This is a genomic window from Actinomyces sp. HMSC075C01 (assembly GCF_001812965.1).
Classification (GTDB): Bacteria; Actinomycetota; Actinomycetes; order Actinomycetales; family Actinomycetaceae; genus Actinomyces; species Actinomyces acetigenes.
The window spans coordinates 41,895-57,526 of the sequence record NZ_KV811037.1 but is presented as its reverse complement, the minus strand read 5'-3'; the positions used below and the strand labels follow the sequence as shown (position 1 = coordinate 57,526).

Annotated in this window: 14 protein-coding genes and 1 tRNA gene; 7 read left to right on the top strand and 8 right to left on the bottom strand. The window is 69.2% G+C overall.

The genetic code is table 11. The features are described 5' to 3' along the window. Nucleotides 1-65: 65 nt before the first annotated feature. The 3 genes from nusG to HMPREF2883_RS12545 all read right to left on the bottom strand — a co-directional run bounded on the left by nusG (nt 66) and on the right by HMPREF2883_RS12545 (nt 1,434). Nucleotides 66-893: a transcription termination/antitermination protein NusG gene (nusG, locus tag HMPREF2883_RS12555; protein WP_070662945.1), complete on the bottom strand. Its 828-nt coding sequence runs from the start codon at nt 891-893 to the stop codon at nt 66-68. A 135-nt stretch (nt 894-1,028) separates the two neighbouring features. Beyond that, on the bottom strand, nt 1,029-1,265 hold the full coding sequence (gene secE / locus HMPREF2883_RS12550) for a preprotein translocase subunit SecE (protein ID WP_070662944.1): 237 nt from the start codon (nt 1,263-1,265) through the stop codon (nt 1,029-1,031). A 96-nt stretch (nt 1,266-1,361) separates the two neighbouring features. Continuing rightward, a tRNA-Trp gene (locus tag HMPREF2883_RS12545) sits at nt 1,362-1,434 on the bottom strand. A 199-nt stretch (nt 1,435-1,633) separates the two neighbouring features. Here HMPREF2883_RS12545 and HMPREF2883_RS12540 point away from each other — a divergent pair. Both HMPREF2883_RS12540 and HMPREF2883_RS15670 read left to right on the top strand, forming a co-directional pair. After that, nucleotides 1,634-2,848 (top strand): pyridoxal phosphate-dependent aminotransferase, encoded by a 1,215-nt coding sequence (locus HMPREF2883_RS12540; RefSeq protein ID WP_070662943.1) that lies wholly within the window; start codon nt 1,634-1,636, stop codon nt 2,846-2,848. Between the two features lie 163 nt (nt 2,849-3,011). Beyond that, a complete protein-coding gene (locus tag HMPREF2883_RS15670; protein WP_256277482.1) occupies nt 3,012-4,082 on the top strand; it encodes a variant leucine-rich repeat-containing protein in 1,071 nt (356 codons plus the stop codon). 91 nt (nt 4,083-4,173) lie between these two features. Here the strand turns inward: HMPREF2883_RS15670 and HMPREF2883_RS12530 are convergent, their stop codons facing one another. Next, complete coding sequence (locus tag HMPREF2883_RS12530) at nt 4,174-5,421, bottom strand: phosphotransferase (RefSeq protein ID WP_060956678.1); 1,248 nt, start codon at nt 5,419-5,421, stop codon at nt 4,174-4,176. A 474-nt stretch (nt 5,422-5,895) separates the two neighbouring features. On the opposite strand from HMPREF2883_RS12530, the gene HMPREF2883_RS12525 reads away from it, so the two are divergent. Together HMPREF2883_RS12525 and HMPREF2883_RS12520 are read left to right on the top strand one after the other, a co-directional pair. Further along, entirely contained in the window at nt 5,896-6,735 is an 840-nt protein-coding gene (locus tag HMPREF2883_RS12525) for a hypothetical protein (RefSeq protein WP_256277481.1), read from the top strand. 182 nt (nt 6,736-6,917) lie between these two features. Next, a complete protein-coding gene (locus HMPREF2883_RS12520) occupies nt 6,918-7,988 on the top strand; it encodes an adenosine deaminase (protein ID WP_070662941.1) in 1,071 nt (356 codons plus the stop codon). A 170-nt stretch (nt 7,989-8,158) separates the two neighbouring features. Here the strand turns inward: HMPREF2883_RS12520 and HMPREF2883_RS12515 are convergent, their stop codons facing one another. The 3 genes from HMPREF2883_RS12515 to HMPREF2883_RS12510 all read right to left on the bottom strand — a co-directional run bounded on the left by HMPREF2883_RS12515 (nt 8,159) and on the right by HMPREF2883_RS12510 (nt 10,046). Next, nucleotides 8,159-9,454: a UDP-N-acetylmuramate dehydrogenase gene (locus HMPREF2883_RS12515; protein ID WP_070662940.1), complete on the bottom strand. Its 1,296-nt coding sequence runs from the start codon at nt 9,452-9,454 to the stop codon at nt 8,159-8,161. A 103-nt stretch (nt 9,455-9,557) separates the two neighbouring features. Continuing rightward, nucleotides 9,558-9,656 (bottom strand): 30S ribosomal protein bS22, encoded by a 99-nt coding sequence (locus HMPREF2883_RS14430; protein ID WP_003792170.1) that lies wholly within the window; start codon nt 9,654-9,656, stop codon nt 9,558-9,560. Nucleotides 9,657-9,803: 147 nt separating this feature from the next. Continuing rightward, nucleotides 9,804-10,046, bottom strand: a complete 243-nt coding sequence (locus HMPREF2883_RS12510) for a helix-turn-helix domain-containing protein (protein WP_003789249.1) — start codon at nt 10,044-10,046, stop codon at nt 9,804-9,806. Between the two features lie 277 nt (nt 10,047-10,323). Here HMPREF2883_RS12510 and HMPREF2883_RS12505 point away from each other — a divergent pair, with 277 nt between their 5' ends. Beyond that, nucleotides 10,324-11,946, top strand: coding sequence for a TrkH family potassium uptake protein (locus tag HMPREF2883_RS12505; RefSeq protein ID WP_070662939.1), 1,623 nt, complete (start codon nt 10,324-10,326; stop codon nt 11,944-11,946). 62 nt (nt 11,947-12,008) lie between these two features. On the opposite strand, the gene HMPREF2883_RS12500 is transcribed toward HMPREF2883_RS12505, so the two are convergent. Continuing rightward, nucleotides 12,009-12,719, bottom strand: a complete 711-nt coding sequence (locus tag HMPREF2883_RS12500; RefSeq protein WP_070662938.1) for a TetR/AcrR family transcriptional regulator — start codon at nt 12,717-12,719, stop codon at nt 12,009-12,011. Nucleotides 12,720-12,841: 122 nt separating this feature from the next. Here HMPREF2883_RS12500 and HMPREF2883_RS12495 point away from each other — a divergent pair, with 122 nt between their 5' ends. Both HMPREF2883_RS12495 and HMPREF2883_RS12490 read left to right on the top strand, forming a co-directional pair. After that, nucleotides 12,842-14,437, top strand: coding sequence for an MFS transporter (locus tag HMPREF2883_RS12495; RefSeq protein ID WP_070662937.1), 1,596 nt, complete (start codon nt 12,842-12,844; stop codon nt 14,435-14,437). Nucleotides 14,438-14,477: 40 nt separating this feature from the next. After that, nucleotides 14,478-15,146, top strand: a complete 669-nt coding sequence (locus HMPREF2883_RS12490) for a potassium channel family protein (protein ID WP_070662936.1) — start codon at nt 14,478-14,480, stop codon at nt 15,144-15,146. Nucleotides 15,147-15,632 lie beyond the last annotated feature (486 nt).

Below are 15,632 nucleotides of genomic sequence, written 5' to 3'. Positions count from 1 at the left end.
GCCCGACGACGCTGTTCCGCGTCGTCGGGCCACAAGGGCTGACGGTGCCTGCCCTCAGGTCCGCCTCAGATCTTGGCGACCTGGGTGAAGGAGAGCTCGGCCGGGGTGTCGCGGCCGAACAGGGAGATGAGCACCTGGAGCTTCTGGGTCTCGGGGTGGATCTCGGCGATCGTCGCCGGCAGGGACTCGAAGGGGCCGTCGGTGACGATGACGGACTCGCCGACCTCGAAGGCGACCTCGAAGACCTGCCCGCCGGTGGTGATCTGGGTGCCGGAACCGGACTCGGGGGCCGTGGCCTCCGCGGCGGCGGCCTCCTTGGCGGCGATCTCCTCGGGCGTGGGGCCGAGCTGGGCGACGGCCTCCTCGAAGGTCAGCGGCACCGGGTTGTAGCGGTCCCCCACGAAGCCGGTGACGGCCGGGGTGTCCTTGATGGTGCGCCACACCTTGTCCGAGGTCTCCGGGTCATCCAGGTCCATGCGCACGAACACGTAGCCGGGAATGCGCACCCGGGAGACTTCCTTCTTCTTGTTGCCGTTCTTGATCTCGATGACCGTCTCCATGGGGACGGTGGCGTCGAAGATGTAGTCCTCGACCTCGAAGTTCTCGGCGCGGGCCATGATGTCGGCGGCCACGCGGCGCTCGTAGCCGGAGTAGGTGTGCAGCACGTACCACTGCCCCGGCAGGGCCGACATCTGGCGGCGGAACTCGGCCAGCGGGTCGACGACGGGCGCCTCCTCGACCGGCACGGCCGGCTCAGCGGCGTCGGTCGCATCGGCCTGGGTGGCCTCGACCGGCTCGACGGCGTCACCGGCGTCACCGGCGTCGTCGGCCGCGAGCGAGGCGAGGGCCTCGACGTCATCGGGGGTGGTCTGCGAGGAGACATCCTCAGACATGGTGTACCTGCTTTCCAGTGGCGTGAGACGAGCGGATGCGACAGGCCGTGCGAGCAGCAGCGGCGTCGGGAGTAGACATGGTCAGGGGCGCAACCGCGCATCCCCGGTGAGGGCACGGCCGCGGAAGCCGGGAGGTCAGGCGAAGAGCCACATGACGGCCCGGTTGAAGGCGAAGTCCAGCACCCCGGTGAAGGCCATGATGGCGATGATGAAGACGACCACCACTGTGAAGTAGGTCCACAGCTCGTTCATGGTGGGCCAGACGACCTTGCGCAGCTCGTCAATGACCTGGCGGATGAACAGGGCGATGCGCCCGAACAAGCCGCGCTTCGTGGCCGACTTGCCTGTCGCAGCGCGTGCGCTCTCGCTCATGAATCTGGGTCCTCAGGGTCGACGGTCAGGTCAGTTCCCGCACAGCGGGGAGAAGACGAAACCGACGGGATCTCCCGACAGATCCGCCGTTCTCAGCAGGGCAGGCGGGACTCGAACCCACAACCGCCGGTTTTGGAGACCGGTGCGCTACCAATTGCGCCACTGCCCTTCAGCGGTGCTCTAGTTTGCCATACGAGAAGGCCTTTGCGGTAACCACTGGCCGTGGGGTGCGCCACGCCGGGGCCATCCGGGGCGTTGCCGCCCTGCCGCGGTTCCGGAGGAGCCCCGGAGGCACCCCGGTGCCATCGCTGACGGATCAGACATGTTTTCAGACGTGCAGGCCTTGCAGGCCGTGGGACCATAGTCGGGTGACACCTGCACCCACGCACCGCGTTTCCGCCCGCCTGTCCGCCATCGCCCCCTCCGCCACCCTGGCCGTCGACGCCAAGGCCAAGGCCCTCAAGGCCGCCGGCCGCCCCGTCATCGGCTTCGGCGCCGGAGAGCCCGACTTCCCCACGCCCGACTACATCGTTGAGGCCGCCGTCGCCGCCGCGAAGGACCCGGTCAACCACAAGTACTCCCCAGCCAAGGGTCTGCCGGTCCTGCGCGAGGCCATCGCCGCCAAGACGCTGCGCGACTCCGGCTACGAGGTCTCCCCCGACGACATCCTGGTCACCAACGGCGGCAAGCAGGCCGTCTTCCAGGCCTTCGCCGCACTCGTCGACCCCGGCGACGAGGTTCTGCTGCCCGCGCCCTACTGGACCACCTACCCCGAGGCCATCGCCCTGGCCGGGGGCACCACGGTCGAGGTCTTCGCCGGTGCTGACCAGGACTACAAGGTCAGTGTCGACCAGCTCGAGGCCGCACGCACCGAGCGCACCAAGGTGCTGCTGCTGTGCTCGCCGTCGAACCCGACCGGCTCGGTCTACACGCCCGAGGAGCTCACCGCCATCGGCCGGTGGGCCCTGGAGCACGGCATCTGGGTCATCACCGATGAGATCTACGAGCACCTCCTCTATGACGGCGCCCAGGCCGCGCACGTCGTCAAGCTGGTTCCCGAGCTGGCCGACCAGACGATCGTCCTCAACGGCGTGGCCAAGACCTACGCCATGACCGGCTGGCGCGTGGGCTGGATGATCGCCCCCAGCGACGTCATCAAGGCCGCCACGAACTTCCAGTCGCACCTGACCTCCAACGTCGCCAACGTCTCGCAGCGCGCGGCGCTGGCGGCCGTCAGCGGTGACCTGACCGCCGTCGAGCAGATGCGCACTGCCTTCGACCGGCGCCGGCGCACCATGGTGAAGATGCTCTCGCAGATCGAGGGGCTGACCGTGCCCGTGCCCCGCGGCGCCTTCTACGCCTACCCCAGCATCGAGGGACTCGTGGGGCGCACGCTGCGCGGTACCACGATCGACAGCTCGGCCACGCTGGCCGCACTCATCCTCGAGCACGCTGAGGTCGCTGTCGTTCCCGGTGAGGCCTTCGGCCCCTCGGGCTTTGTGCGACTGTCCTACGCGCTGGGCGATGACGACCTGGTCGAGGGCGTGGGCCGGGTCCAGAAGCTGCTGGCCGAGGTCGAGTAGCGCCTGAGGCTCCGTCTCTCCTCCGCCTCACCGAGCCGGGCATTTCTCGCGTAGCCCCACAGAAATTCTGTAGGGCACCGCGAAAAATGCCCGGCTCGGCGTTTGATACCAATGTGGTTGCGGACGGGCATTCCGTATCCTTCAGGGACCTATCATCCGATTCGTGCCAGCTCACACTCCAGACGATGAACGTCGCGCCACCGATCCCAGTACCGAGCCTGAGGTGCTGGAGTACCTAGCCAAGGCATTTCCAGATCTGCGACCGGTCGTCGCCGCCAATCCTGCGCTTCCCGCGGTGCTGCGCGAGCGGATTCTCCAGATGGGCTTGGGCAACTTGTCTCAGGTTTCACCCGCAACCCCGGTGAGCGCGGCGACAGCGTCCGACTCGACTCACCTCAGGACGGCCGAGACCGCGGCCCTGCCCTCGCTCACGACTACCGACTACAGCATCTCGCCGCACGCCGCCTCACCGCACACCGGGGCTCCTGCGAGAGCGACGGTGCAGGCAGATCCTCGCACGGAGGTCCTCAAGACCTTACCGGCCATGCCGACGCTGGCAGCCACACCAGCACCTGCCCAGACAGCGCCCGTCGAACCATCCGAGCCCCGGCCGGCCTCCCGCACCGGGTCCCGCACCGGGCTGATAGCCGCCCTGGTCACCACCCTGGTCCTGGCCGTCGCCGCCGCCGGAACCTTCGCCGGGATGCTGCTGGCGAAACGAGATCGACAGTCGGGAACGGAAGCGGCTTCCGCCGCTTCCACCGCACCGGTCCCCGCCCAGACGGCAGGAACATCGGCGGGGCAGACCGCCCAACCGACCGCAGACGCCACCGAGGCCGAAGCGACACCACTACCCGACAAGGGACCGACTCTTCCCCCATCAGCCAAGACCTTCTCCTACCAGTACGTGGACACCCCGTCGAAGAACATCTCCTGCATCCTTTACGAGGAGGGGGTGGGCTGCTCAATCCTGGAACGGAGCTACGCCTCCTCCGGGATGCAGGACTGCCCCAACCGGGAGTTCTCCATCGTGGCCCTCGCTGGTCGCACCGAGATCCGCTGCGGAGAGGAGTACCTGGGACAGCCTGGGGACACCTTCCACACGCTGCAGTACGGAGAGACCACGACGTTCTCCGACTACGCCTGCACCTCACAGTCCAAGGGGATGACCTGCTGGAACACGATCACCGGACGCGGTTTCACCATCTCCAGGGAGTCGCACGTCAGATTCTGAGTGCCCCGAGCCGGGCATTTCTCGCGTAGCCCCACAGAAATTCTGTAGGGCACCGCGAAAAATGCCCGGCTCGGCGTGAGATCGGCGGGCTTCAGTGGGCGCCGCGGCGGGCCTGGATCTCGCGGCCCTGCGCCAGCCAGGTCTCGGCGCGGGCCAGGCGGCCCTCGGCGTCGGGGCGCCACGGGCCGCCGTCCTCGCGGCGGGCACCGGCCACCAGGGACAGGACCACGCCGGCGCAGCGCGCACGCAGGGAGACCGGATCCACCTGCTGCTCGGCCATGCGGGTCCAGGTCTCCAGGATGGGACGCAGCTTCGGGTAGGAGGCGGGCGCCAGGTGGTCCAGCACGCTGACGTGCCCCAGCAGGCAGGCCAGGTCGTCAACCCGGTAGCCGGGCCCCAGGGAGTCCACGTCGAGCAGGCTGGTGACGGACTCGCCCTCCATGAGGACATTAGCCTCGTAGAAGTCGCCGTGGACCGGGACCGGTCGGCCGGCGTCGGAGGCGGCCATGAGCTGCTCGACCCCCTCGGCCACGGCCCGGGCACGGGCGGCGTGCTCGGGCAGGACCGTGGCGGCGGCGTGCGCGTAGTGGCGGGCCCGTTCCGACCAGGCGGCGTGCGCCGGCAGCTGCATGGCGCTGGCCGGCAGGGCGTCCAGCAGCGAGATGAGGCCGTTGAAGACGCGTTCGCTGCGCGAGACGCTCATACCCTGGGACAGCAGGCCGGACAGGGCCACTCCCCGACCGGTGGACAGCAGGACGAGCCCATCGGGGTCCTCCCGCAGGACCTCGGGCGCGGGCACGCCTGACGCCGTCAGCAGGCGGTGGCGCTGGGCGAAGGACGGGGCCTGGCTCGGGCGCAGGACCTTGGCGTAGGCGGTGGTCTCATCCGGGAAGGTGGCGCGCACGACCGCTCGACGGGTGGGCCGGTAGGCGACCATCGTGGCCTTGACCTGCGTGCCGATCCGGGCCGAGAGCAGCGAGGGCGTGCAGGCCACTACCAGGCCGGGAAGCTCGGGGTCGGCCGGGTGGCGCCACACGTGGACCGCGGGGCCGTCCCCGCCGGTGGGGGCCACCCGGGTCAGTCCCGGTGCGTGCGGGTTGGACAGGCGAGCCGTCGTGGCACACAGGTACTCGGTGGTGGAACGCCCGTTGGGTGCGACGACAACGGCCGTGTACCCCACGGACACCCCTGCTCCGGGGCGATGGTGGACTGAGTGGACCTCCCAGCTGGCCAGACGCTGGCCAGCCGGGGCGAGGGCGGCGGAGAGCACGGACGCGGCACGCGGCCCCGTCAGCAGGGCCACCTCCTCGGGCTCCTGGGACGCCGACGAGTGGTTCATAGCGGTTAGTCTGCCCCACCCACCTGGTGGTTCGCCTCCAAAACGACCCCCGGTGTTCGACAACAGCGGAAGCCCACCCACCCCGGGGCGATGCACTGGGTGACCGAGGTCGAGTACGTGCAGGTGCACAGATCTGTCACTCCTGGCGACTTTTAGGTGGAGCAAGGCGGGTGTGACCGGGCCTCTCTCTCCTATCTGTGCAGGTCCGCGCCTTCCTCCCCTGATACAGGCTGCCGCGCCTGCCGGAAAAGTCGCCAATCGTGACACCGACGGCACTGGCAACACCGAGGCAAGCCCGAAGTTATCCACAGCGCCGGGTCATGCCTTTCACCTCTGAACACTGTTTGACATGATTTAAATATGTTTGATGATGCCCGCCGCAGCGATGTACGCGCCCGGCTACTGGCCAGGAACGGCGCAGCCCGACTCTCGTCCCTGAGCCTCACCCGGTCAGAGCGCAGAACGGTGGCACGCATGCTGTCTGAGAAGGCGCTGGCCTCCCACCCCGGTCACGTCGTGGCCCTGCCGTCGGCCAAGGCCTTCGTCATCACCTGCCGCCGACTGGGAGGCGTGGTGAGCTGCGGACACGCGATGAAGCACTACGGCATCCCGATGAGGACATCACCCGGTGTTCTCCATGTCGCCATCCCGGCGCAGCGCAGCCGCGTTCCCGACGCGATCGGCCGCACGGTGGTCCACCGCGTCAGGGGGCTGTCGCTCCCCGAGGACACCCAGCCACCAGTGGCGCAGGTCGAGCAGGCCCTCATCTGCTACATGCGCTGCGCCGATGAGCTCGATGCCCTCATCGCACTCGATGCGGCCCTGCGCCTGGGATACACGACCCACGCGCAGCTGGCATCCGCCTTACCTGGCCCGCGCAACGCACCGCTGCGCTCCCTGCTCTCTCAGGCCCGCCCGGGGGCTCGCTCCCTGCTGGAGACGATCGCCCGCTACGACCTGAAGCAGGCCGGATACCGCCCCGTCGCGGCGGTGAGCGTGGACGGGGTCGGCGAGGTGGACCTGGTGCTCAGCCGAAGACCTCAGGCGATCGTTCCCGGGCCGGCGGAGGGCACCCATGTCCTCACCGCAGCGGCTTGTCCTGCATTGCTCATCGAGACCGACGGCTACACCTACCACTCCTCCCGCCCGGACTGGCAGTGCGACCACCTGCGCGATCAGGCCGCTCTCGCGCGCGGTCTCACCCCGCTGCGCCTCACCAGCAACCAGGTACTGGATCGGGAGACGGTGCGGATCGTCTCCCCAGTGGCGCACCGCCTCGGAATCCACCCAGATGTCACTCCTGGCGACTTTTAGATGGAGGCGGGAAGGGTTCACCGGGCCCCTACCCCTATCTGCGCAGGTCCAAGCCTTCCCTCCTGTCACAGCCTGTCGGAGCCCACCGGAAAAGTCGCCAATCGTGACACTTCGGCGCCTCCCGCTCCCGCCTCGCGCGGGAGAACTGCCGGTGAGGTGCGAACGCGTGGAAGAATCCACCCATGCGAGACCTCGCCACCCTTCCCAAGGCGCACCTGCACCTGCACTTCACGGGGTCGATGCGCCTGGAGACCCTCATCGAGCTGGCCTCCAGCGCGCGCACGCGCCTGCCCTCGAACTTCCTGGACGGCGACCCCCTACGAGTCCCCGCCGACCGGCGCGGCTGGTTCCGCTTCCAGCGCGCCTACGACACGGCCCGGGCCCTGGTGCGCACGGAGGAGGTCATGCGTCGCATCGTCCTGGAGGCCGCCCTGGATGACGCCGCCGAGGGCTCGCGCCGCCTGGAGATCCAGGTCGATCCGACCAGCTACGCCCCCTTCGTCGGCGGGATCACCCCGGCCCTGGAGATCATCCTCGACGCCGCCAAGCAGGCCACGACCCTGAGCGGGGTGGAGGTGGCAGTCATCGTGGCGGCCTCCCGGATGCGTCACCCGCTGGATGCCCGCACGCTCGCACGCCTGGCAGTGCGCTACGCCGGGGATCAGCCGGGCGAGGTGATCGGCTTCGGCCTGTCCAACGATGAACGCGCCGGGCAGACCTCCTCCTGGGAGCGAGCCTTCGCCATCGCCCGCCGGGGCGGCCTGGCCTCCATGCCGCACGGAGGGGAGCTCTTAGGGCCCGACCACCTGCGCGAGGTCGTCTCCGCACTCAGCCCCACACGCCTGGGCCACGGGGTACGCGCCGGTGAGGACCCCACCCTGCTGGATGCGATCGTCGCCTCCGGCATCAGCCTTGAGGTCTGCCCCGCCTCCAACGTGAGCCTGGGCGTCTATCACAGCCCCGACGACGTCCCCCTGCGTACGCTCATGAGCCATGGGGCACAGATCGCCCTGAGTGCTGACGACCCCCTGCTCTTCCAGTCCCGGCTCGTCGACCAGTACGAGATCGCCCGGGCCCTGGGCTGCGACGACGCCGAGCTGGCCGAGCTGGCCCGCGGGTCGATCCGCGCCTGCCTGGCCTCACCGACGGCGAAGCGGGCCTGGCTGGCCGAGGTGGACGCCTGGCTGGCGGCACCCGACCAGGTTCCGGGAGCACAGTCCGACGGCCCGGAGGCCAGCGATCTCGAAGCCTGACGCGCTTCCGCACTCGGGGGTCTAGAACCTGCAGGCACGCAGGGACACGCTGACGCGCCCGAGGCTCGTGGGCTGTGCCGGCTGCGCCTGCCGCGCAAGGCAAGAGATGTCCCGACGAACCGTGTACTCGCGCAGCGAGCCCGGGGCCGACGCGGCTCTGGAGTGACGGCCTAGAAGCCGACCTGGACGGGCTCGGGCACGAGGGTGACGCCGTAGCGCTCGCGCACCCCGGCCACCACCGCGTCACGCAGGCGCGCCAGGTCCGCACCGGTCGCGCCGCCCCGGTTGGTCAGCGCCAGCACGTGCTTGGTGGACAGTCCGGCCGGGGCGCCGGCCTCCACGGCGAAGCCCTTGGTGAAGCCCGCGTGGTCAATGAGCCAGGCGGCGCTGGTCTTGACCAGCCCCTCAATGACGGGGGCCTCCTTGGTGCCAAGCACCACCTGCGAGTGGTCGGTGACCGGGAAGCGGGGCGCATCCTTGGGCAGGTGCTCAGCCTCGGCCGTGGTCAGGATCGGGTTGGTGAAGAAGGATCCGGCCGACCAGGTGTCATGGTCGGTGCCGTCCAGCACCATCCCCTTGGAGCGGCGCAGCTCGAGGACCGCCTCGCGCAGCTCGCGCTCGGGCACGCGCTCGCCCAGCTCGACGCCGAGCGTCCCGGCCAGCTGGGAGTAGGCGATCCGGGAGGACAGGGAGCCCTGTCGCACGGCGAAGGTAGCGTCGAGGACCACCCAGCGTCCGGTCGGCCCCCACAGGCGTCCGCCGCCCACCTCGGTGTCGGTGAGGGACTGCTTGAGGCGCGAGTCCCGGTAGGCCAGCCTCAGCTCGCCCAGGGCCAGCCAGACCACCCGGTTGCGCAGTCGGTCCCAGGCGCGCACGCTGGCGATGAGCTCGGCGACCTCGGCGCCGTAGGCCCCGATGTTCTGCACGGGGGCGGCGCCCACCGTGCCGGGGATCCCGGACAGGGGCGCGAACCCGCCCCACTGGCTGGCGATGGCCTCGCGCACCAGGTCGTCCCAGGTGGTGCCGGCGGTGGCAGTGACCTCGACGCCGCCGCACACCGAGTCCGAGACGAGTGAGACCTCGGCGCGGGCGTCCCGGATGACGAGCCCGTCGAAGCCGGCATCGGAGGCCATGATGTTGGAGCCGCCGCCGATGACGAGGACGGGCGTTCCGGCGGCGTCGGCCTCGCGGATCGCCTCGGTCAGCTCGCTCTGTGTGGTGGCCTCGACGTAGCTGCCCACCGGGCCGCCCACACGAAGCGTGGTCAGCTCGGCCAGAGTGGTCGGCCGGGCACCGGAGCCGGGCGTGTGCGCCAGAGCCTGGACGGGTGCGGGCCAGGCGGACGGGTCGACGTCGACGCTCAGTGGGACGGTGCAGTCGCCTTCCACCAGCTGCGGCTCGGTTGACGGCGCTGACGGCGCAGCCGGGGCTTCAGCAGGGGTGCGATCATCTGGGGTGGTGGTCAACGAAGGTCTCCGCTCTTCCTGATCAGTTCCTCGTGAGACAAGCAGGGCCCCGCTCACACCAGCGGTGTGCACGGAGCCCCGAGGCGCGGACGGGCCGCTCGTCTCACTTCTTGTTGCGACGCTGGTGACGCGTCTTGCGAAGCAGCTTGCGGTGCTTCTTCTTGGCCATGCGCTTGCGGCGCTTCTTGATGACGGATCCCATGAGATCTCCTCGCAGTTCGCTTCTAGTGCCCGCAGACCCTCCCTGCGGGCCGAGGCAGGCCGGCGAGGGTTATGCCATGGGGGCGGTTGGTCGGCGCGTGAGGCTCAGCGGCCGACCACGCAGGTGACCGCCTGAGTGTAGCGGTTCCTAGGACCCTGATGCCTCTGACGCGTCGTGGCCCCAGTCACCCAGCCCCGCAGACAGGTAGTCGTGAACGGCGCGCTCAGGGACGCGGAAAGAGCGCCCGACCTGCATCGCAGGCAGGTCGCCGGAGTGCACCATTCGGTAGACGGTCATCTTGGACACGCGCAGCATCGCCGCCACCTCAGCCACGGTGAGGAACGAGGGGGCGCCGGAGGCGCTGGGGGATGTGGGAAGGCCCGGTGCCATGAGCTTGAGGTCCGTTCGTCGCGGGTGGCCCCGTCGGGGCAGGAACACCGCCAATATATCTCCGCACCAGCCTTCGCACAGGGTTTCTCGGGCACCATTCGCAACAGGCGTCGCATTTCACACTCGGACACCAATTGTCGCTGTCGCAACCTCACTGATCCGCCTCAGAGCTCGGCCGCCACTGCGGCGAGCACCGAGTCCCGGGCACCGCCTCCGCCCGAACACGCCCGGCCCACAACGCTGGCAGACGTGGCGAAGTCGCACCAGCGGGACCACAATGGCGACCGTGCCCCAGACAGACACCGCCCAGGAGCCGGAGCCCGGCCGCACACCCCGCGGCGAGAAGCCGGCCGGAAAGCATGGCTCCCCCCAGGCCGGCAAGCGCCGTCAGGCCCACTGGCACGCCCCGCTCGTGGGCGTCGTCGGCCGCCCGTGGAAGCGGCGCAAGAAGCACCCGGCCATCGGACAGGGAGCCGGCCCCCTCGAGGAGCCGTCACCCCTCCCCCCGCTGCCGGGCACAGAGCCCACCGGGCTGCGCCGCCTGCTCAGACACATCGAGCCACTCAGCCAGATCGCACGGGCCGCCCGCTTCTACCCGGCCCGGCTGGCTGTCACCGTCTTCGCGGCCATCATCATGGTGGTCACGCTTCTGCTCAGCCTCCCGATCGCCACGGCGAGCGGAAAGCACTCCGACTTCCTCGACGCCCTGTTCACCGCCACCTCAGCGGTGTGCGTCACCGGCCTGAACACGGTGGACACGGCGACCTACTGGTCCACCTTCGGGCACGTCGTCATCATCCTGGCCGCGGCCGTGGGCGGGCTGGGCGTCATGACCCTGGCCTCACTGCTGTCCCTGGCGGTGTCCCGGCACGTAGGACTGACCCAGCGGATGCTGGCGGCCTCGGAGAACCAGTCGCGCCTGGGCGAGGTGGGCCGGCTGCTGCGCGCCGTCATCTACACGGCCACCGGCTGCGAGCTCTTCCTCATTCTCATACTGCTGCCCCGCTTCCTCAGTCACGGTCTCGATGTGGGCCACGCCCTGTGGTACGCGTTCTTCATGGCGCTGTCGATCTTCAACAACGCCGGCTTCGTCATCATGCCCGAGGGACTGGCGGCCTACTCCACCGACTGGTGGATCGGCCTGCCGATCATCCTGGGGACCTTCATGGGCGCCGTCGGATTCCCCGTCATCCTGGACATCATGGGCCGACGCCGCCACCCCCGCACATGGAGCCTGCACACCAAGCTCACCCTGACGACCTACCTGGCCCTCACGGTCGCCTCGACCCTCGCCATCGCCACCTTCGAGTGGAACAACCCGCTCACCTACGGCTCCCTACCCACGAGCGGGAAGATCATGACCGCTCTGATCAACGGCGTCAACGCCCGCTCCTCGGGACTGTCCACGATCCCACCCGAGCACATGCACGAGGCGACCTGGTTCCTCCAGGACGCCCTCATGTTCGTCGGGGGCGGCTCGGCCTCGACGGCCGGCGGCATCAAGGTGACGACCTTCGCGGTCCTGCTGCTGGCGATCCTCGCCGAGGCCCGCGGCGACCAGGACATCGAGGCCTTCGGGCGGCGTATCACCCCCTCGACCGTGCGCCTGAGCGTGGCGGTGGCCTTCATCGGATCCAGCATCATCGGACTAGCCACGCTCCTGCTCCTGCAGATGACCAACCTGTCCCTGGACCGGATCCTCTTCGAGGTCATCAGCGCCTTCGCGACCGTGGGCCTGTCCACGGGCATCACGCCCTCCCTGCCGGACGGGGCCAAGTACGTCATCGTGGCGCTCATGTTCGTCGGCCGTGTGGGCACGATGACGGCGGCCAGCGCCCTGGCGCTGCGCGAGCGGCGCCGCGTCATCCGAATGCCCGAGGCCAGCCCGATGATCGGCTAGCGCCCGTCGCCCCGTTGTCCGCACCTGCTCACCCGAGAGCCCGCAGACACCAGCAGGAACGATCAGCTCCCCTCGGATCCCGGCTCGTCCGGGGCGAGCAGGTGCCCGAGGGTCGCGGCCGCACTCTCCACATCTGCGCGGCCGGTAATGAGCTGCTCAACGATGAGTCCGAAGGAGAAGCTCTGGATGAGGGAGGCCAGCTGCTCGGGACTCAGGCGGCAGGAGATCGTCCCCACCCTCTGCCCGTTGCGGCACAGGCGGATGAGGCCGCTGCGGATGTCCTGGTAGTTCTCCTGGACCATGACGCGCATCTCGGGATCACGAGTCAGCTCACCCCAGGCGTGGTAGGCCAGTGGCGCCCAGGCACTCAGTCCGACGTCGTCAGCGTCCTTGCGGACCTCGCCTCGCCCAGCGGAGGCCCGCCGCGAGGCGGAGTCGGCCTCGCCGGCGTGCTGCTCAATGTCGTCGCGCTCGTAGTTGAGCAGGACGAGCGCCTCGATGAATCCCTGCTTGAAGTCCGGCAGTGCCTCGGACTCGGCGAGCTGCTTGATCCGCTCGACGAGCGGCCCCATCCGTCGAGTCAGGACCTCGCGCATGAGCGAGCGCTTGCCCTCGGGGAAGTAGCGATACACGGTCGACGACGACATCCCGGCCGTTGCGATGACCTCGTCCATGGAGGTGGCCTGGAAGCCGTTGCGGGCGAAGCACTCCTCGGCGGCCTGCAGGATGCGGCCGGACTGACGCTCCCGGTAGGCGGCGCTCACTCGTGGCATGCCCCCAGCATAGGTGACCCGAGACACCACAAATCGAAACGATCGTTGTTGACTAGGCATCGCAGGGAAGCCTAGACTCCCAGACGCAAACGAAAACGATAGTTTTGATATGGAGGTCCGCGATGACACCCACGGCGACATCCACTCTCAGACAGACCGAACCGGCACAGGACACGCAGGAGCAGACCCCCGTGACTGCACGGCATCCCAATCGCCGCGCGGTCATGGTCAGCGCCGTCCTCACCCAGCTGATGATCGTCCTGGACCTGACGATCATCGCCATCGCCCTGCCGCACATGCAGGAGGACCTGGGAATGACCGTGTCCCAGAGCCCGTGGACGGTCACCGGCTACAGCCTGGCCTTCGGCGGCCTCGTGCTCTTCGGGGGAAGGCTCTGCGCCGTGGTCGGCATCCGCCGCTCCTACCAGGTCGGTCTGATCGGATTCGGGATCGCCAGCCTCGCAGCCGGAATGGCGACCTCCTTCCCCGTCCTGCTGGTGGCCCGCGTGGCCCAGGGCTGCTTCGGCGCCCTGCTGGCCCCCACCTCACAGTCACTGCTCAACGTGACCTTCACCGAGCGCAGTGAGCGCGAGAGGGTCTTCGCGATCTTCGGCGCCACTGGCGGCCTGGGAGCGGCCGTCGGACTGCTCGTCGGCGGGGCGCTGACCGACTGGTTCAGCTGGCGCTGGGCCCTCTACATCAACATTCTCCTGGCCGCCACCTCTCTGCTCATCGGGCAGCGCAGCCTCCCACCGGCCGACCAGCGCGACCGCCGCTCACGCATCACTGACGACCTGACCGGCCTGGTCCTGGGATGCGGGGCCTGCTTCAGCGCCGTCTACGGGCTCGACCGGGCCCAGCAGACCTCCTGGACCTCGACGTCCACCGTCAGCTGGCTGGCACTCGGCGGCATCGCCGCGGTGCTGTTCGTGGTCCGCGAGCGCTTCGCGAGCCGCCCGGTGCTGCCCCTGTCGATGATGGCACTGCCCGTGCGCGCAGCCTCCTACGCCACACAGTTCGTCGCCGGCGCCGCCCAGATGGGGGCGATCATCTACCTGACCTACTACATGCAGAACCACTTCGGCTACTCGCCCTTCAAGAGCGGGGTCGTCTTCCTCCCAATGGTCCTTGCGCTGATCGCCACCGCGATCCCGGCCGGGCGCGTCATCGTGCCCAGGCTCGGGGCGCGCGGCACCCTGCCGCTGGGGCTGGCGGTATTGACGGGATCCTTCCTCATCTTCTCGCGCATGACCACGGAATCGACTTACGAGCAGGTGGCGCTGCCCGGCCTCATCGCCTTCGGGATGGGCCTGGGACTGACGATGCCAGTCACCTTCAACTCCGGCACTCGCGGAGTGGATGCCAAGCGGACCGGACTGGCCTCGGCGATCCTGAGCGCCGCCCAGCAGATCGGCGGGTCCTTCGGGGTGGCGCTCATGACCTCCTACGCCACCCAGCACGCCGAGGACTACGTGACCGACCACGCCGCGCAGGTCAAGGCGGCAGCCATGGAGGCGATGATGCGGGCCCAGGCCCTGCCTCAGTCGCCCGCGGGCAAGCAGATCGTCGAGACCCTCAAGGCCCAGCTCATCGACCGGGCGCAGATCGAGGCCTACTCCGGTGGCTTCACGATGATGGCCTGGATCCTGGCCGGGGCGGCGACGATCCTGGTGGTCTGCGGGATCAGCCTGAGCGTCCGACGTCGCCGCACGCGGTAGCGTAGGAGTCACTGTCCCGCGGCCGACCTCAGGAGACCTCATGCCTGCCCCGCTCTCGCGCACCGACTCCACGCTCGTCATCGGGCTGGGGCGCTTCGGCTCGGCCGTGGCCGCCACCCTGGACCGGCTGGGACGCGAGGTGCTGGCCGTGGAGGCCAATCCCGCGATCGTGCGCCAGTGGACCGGCCGTATCCCCCTGGTGGAGGCCGACGCCACGGACGTGGAGGCTCTCGAGCAGCTGGGCGCCACCGAGTTCGGCACCGCGGTCGTGGGGGTGGCGACCTCCCTGGAGGCCTCCGTCCTCATCACCGGCAACCTCGTGGACCTGGAGACCCACCAGATCTGGGCCAAGGCCATCTCCCGTGCCCACGGCCGCATCCTGCGCCGTATCGGCGCCCAGCACGTCGTCTACCCCGAGTTCGACGCCGGGCAGCGCGCCGCCCACCTCGTGTCGGGTCGCATGCTCGACTACATCGAGATGGAGAAGGGCGGTTTCACCATTGTCAAGATGCGTCCGCCCACGGAGCTGCACGGCTTCACCATCGGCCAGTCCAAGGTTCGCTCGCGCTATGGGATCACGGTCTTCGGCCTCATGAGCCCGGGCGAGCCCTTCGAGTACGCCACCCCCGACACTCTGGTCTCGGCCGAGGACGTGCTCGTCGTCGGCGGGGACGCCGCCCTCCTGGAGCGCTTCGCCAACCGCGCGTGAGCCCGGCCGGGCGGCCCCTGACGCAACGGCCCTCGTCAAAGGCACGTGATTCGTCAGAGGCACGTCATGTGCTGTCTCCTCACTTCTGAGGTACTCGTTCGGGCGGGAGTCCGGGGCGTGCTGGTGGCCCTGGAAGCGAGGGTGAGGTCGAGGGGAAGAGGTCTGACGGGTCCTGGCAGGTCGCTGGTGTCCACAGCGCTGACATCACAGGCGCATCGGCGTTGCACATCGAAGAAGAACCGCAGGATACCAACGATCCCCACGGGGGTGCTTCGACGCCGGGCACGTTCATGTCAGCGCTGTGGACACCGGGCCGCGCGGGAGTGAGTCCGGGCTTCTTAGTGGCGCAGCCCGGCGCCGTCGAGGTGTGGAACCACCGCCACAACTGCCTCCGACCCTGCGCCGTCGGCCGCACCCAGCCCCCGCCACCCGGGTCCCATCACACGTCACCGACGTCATGACCTCAAACATCGAGCTCTATCTGGC

What these genes read in the sequence shown, in the direction of transcription:
- HMPREF2883_RS14430 (WP_003792170.1), bottom strand. Translation starts at nt 9,656, where the DNA reads ATGGGATCCGTCATCAAGAAGCGCCGCAAGCGCATGGCCAAGAAGAAG.
- HMPREF2883_RS12525 (WP_256277481.1), top strand. Translation starts at nt 5,896, where the DNA reads ATGCTGTCTGAGAAGGCGCTGGCCTCCCACCCCGGTCACGTCGTGGCC.
- HMPREF2883_RS12520 (WP_070662941.1), top strand. Translation starts at nt 6,918, where the DNA reads ATGCGAGACCTCGCCACCCTTCCCAAGGCGCACCTGCACCTGCACTTC.
- HMPREF2883_RS12500 (WP_070662938.1), bottom strand. Translation starts at nt 12,719, where the DNA reads ATGCCACGAGTGAGCGCCGCCTACCGGGAGCGTCAGTCCGGCCGCATC.
- HMPREF2883_RS12510 (WP_003789249.1), bottom strand. Translation starts at nt 10,046, where the DNA reads ATGGCACCGGGCCTTCCCACATCCCCCAGCGCCTCCGGCGCCCCCTCG.
- HMPREF2883_RS12530 (WP_060956678.1), bottom strand. Translation starts at nt 5,421, where the DNA reads ATGAACCACTCGTCGGCGTCCCAGGAGCCCGAGGAGGTGGCCCTGCTG.
- secE (WP_070662944.1), bottom strand. Translation starts at nt 1,265, where the DNA reads ATGAGCGAGAGCGCACGCGCTGCGACAGGCAAGTCGGCCACGAAGCGC.
- HMPREF2883_RS12505 (WP_070662939.1), top strand. Translation starts at nt 10,324, where the DNA reads ATGGCGACCGTGCCCCAGACAGACACCGCCCAGGAGCCGGAGCCCGGC.
- HMPREF2883_RS12490 (WP_070662936.1), top strand. Translation starts at nt 14,478, where the DNA reads ATGCCTGCCCCGCTCTCGCGCACCGACTCCACGCTCGTCATCGGGCTG.
- HMPREF2883_RS12495 (WP_070662937.1), top strand. Translation starts at nt 12,842, where the DNA reads ATGACACCCACGGCGACATCCACTCTCAGACAGACCGAACCGGCACAG.
- nusG (WP_070662945.1), bottom strand. Translation starts at nt 893, where the DNA reads ATGTCTGAGGATGTCTCCTCGCAGACCACCCCCGATGACGTCGAGGCC.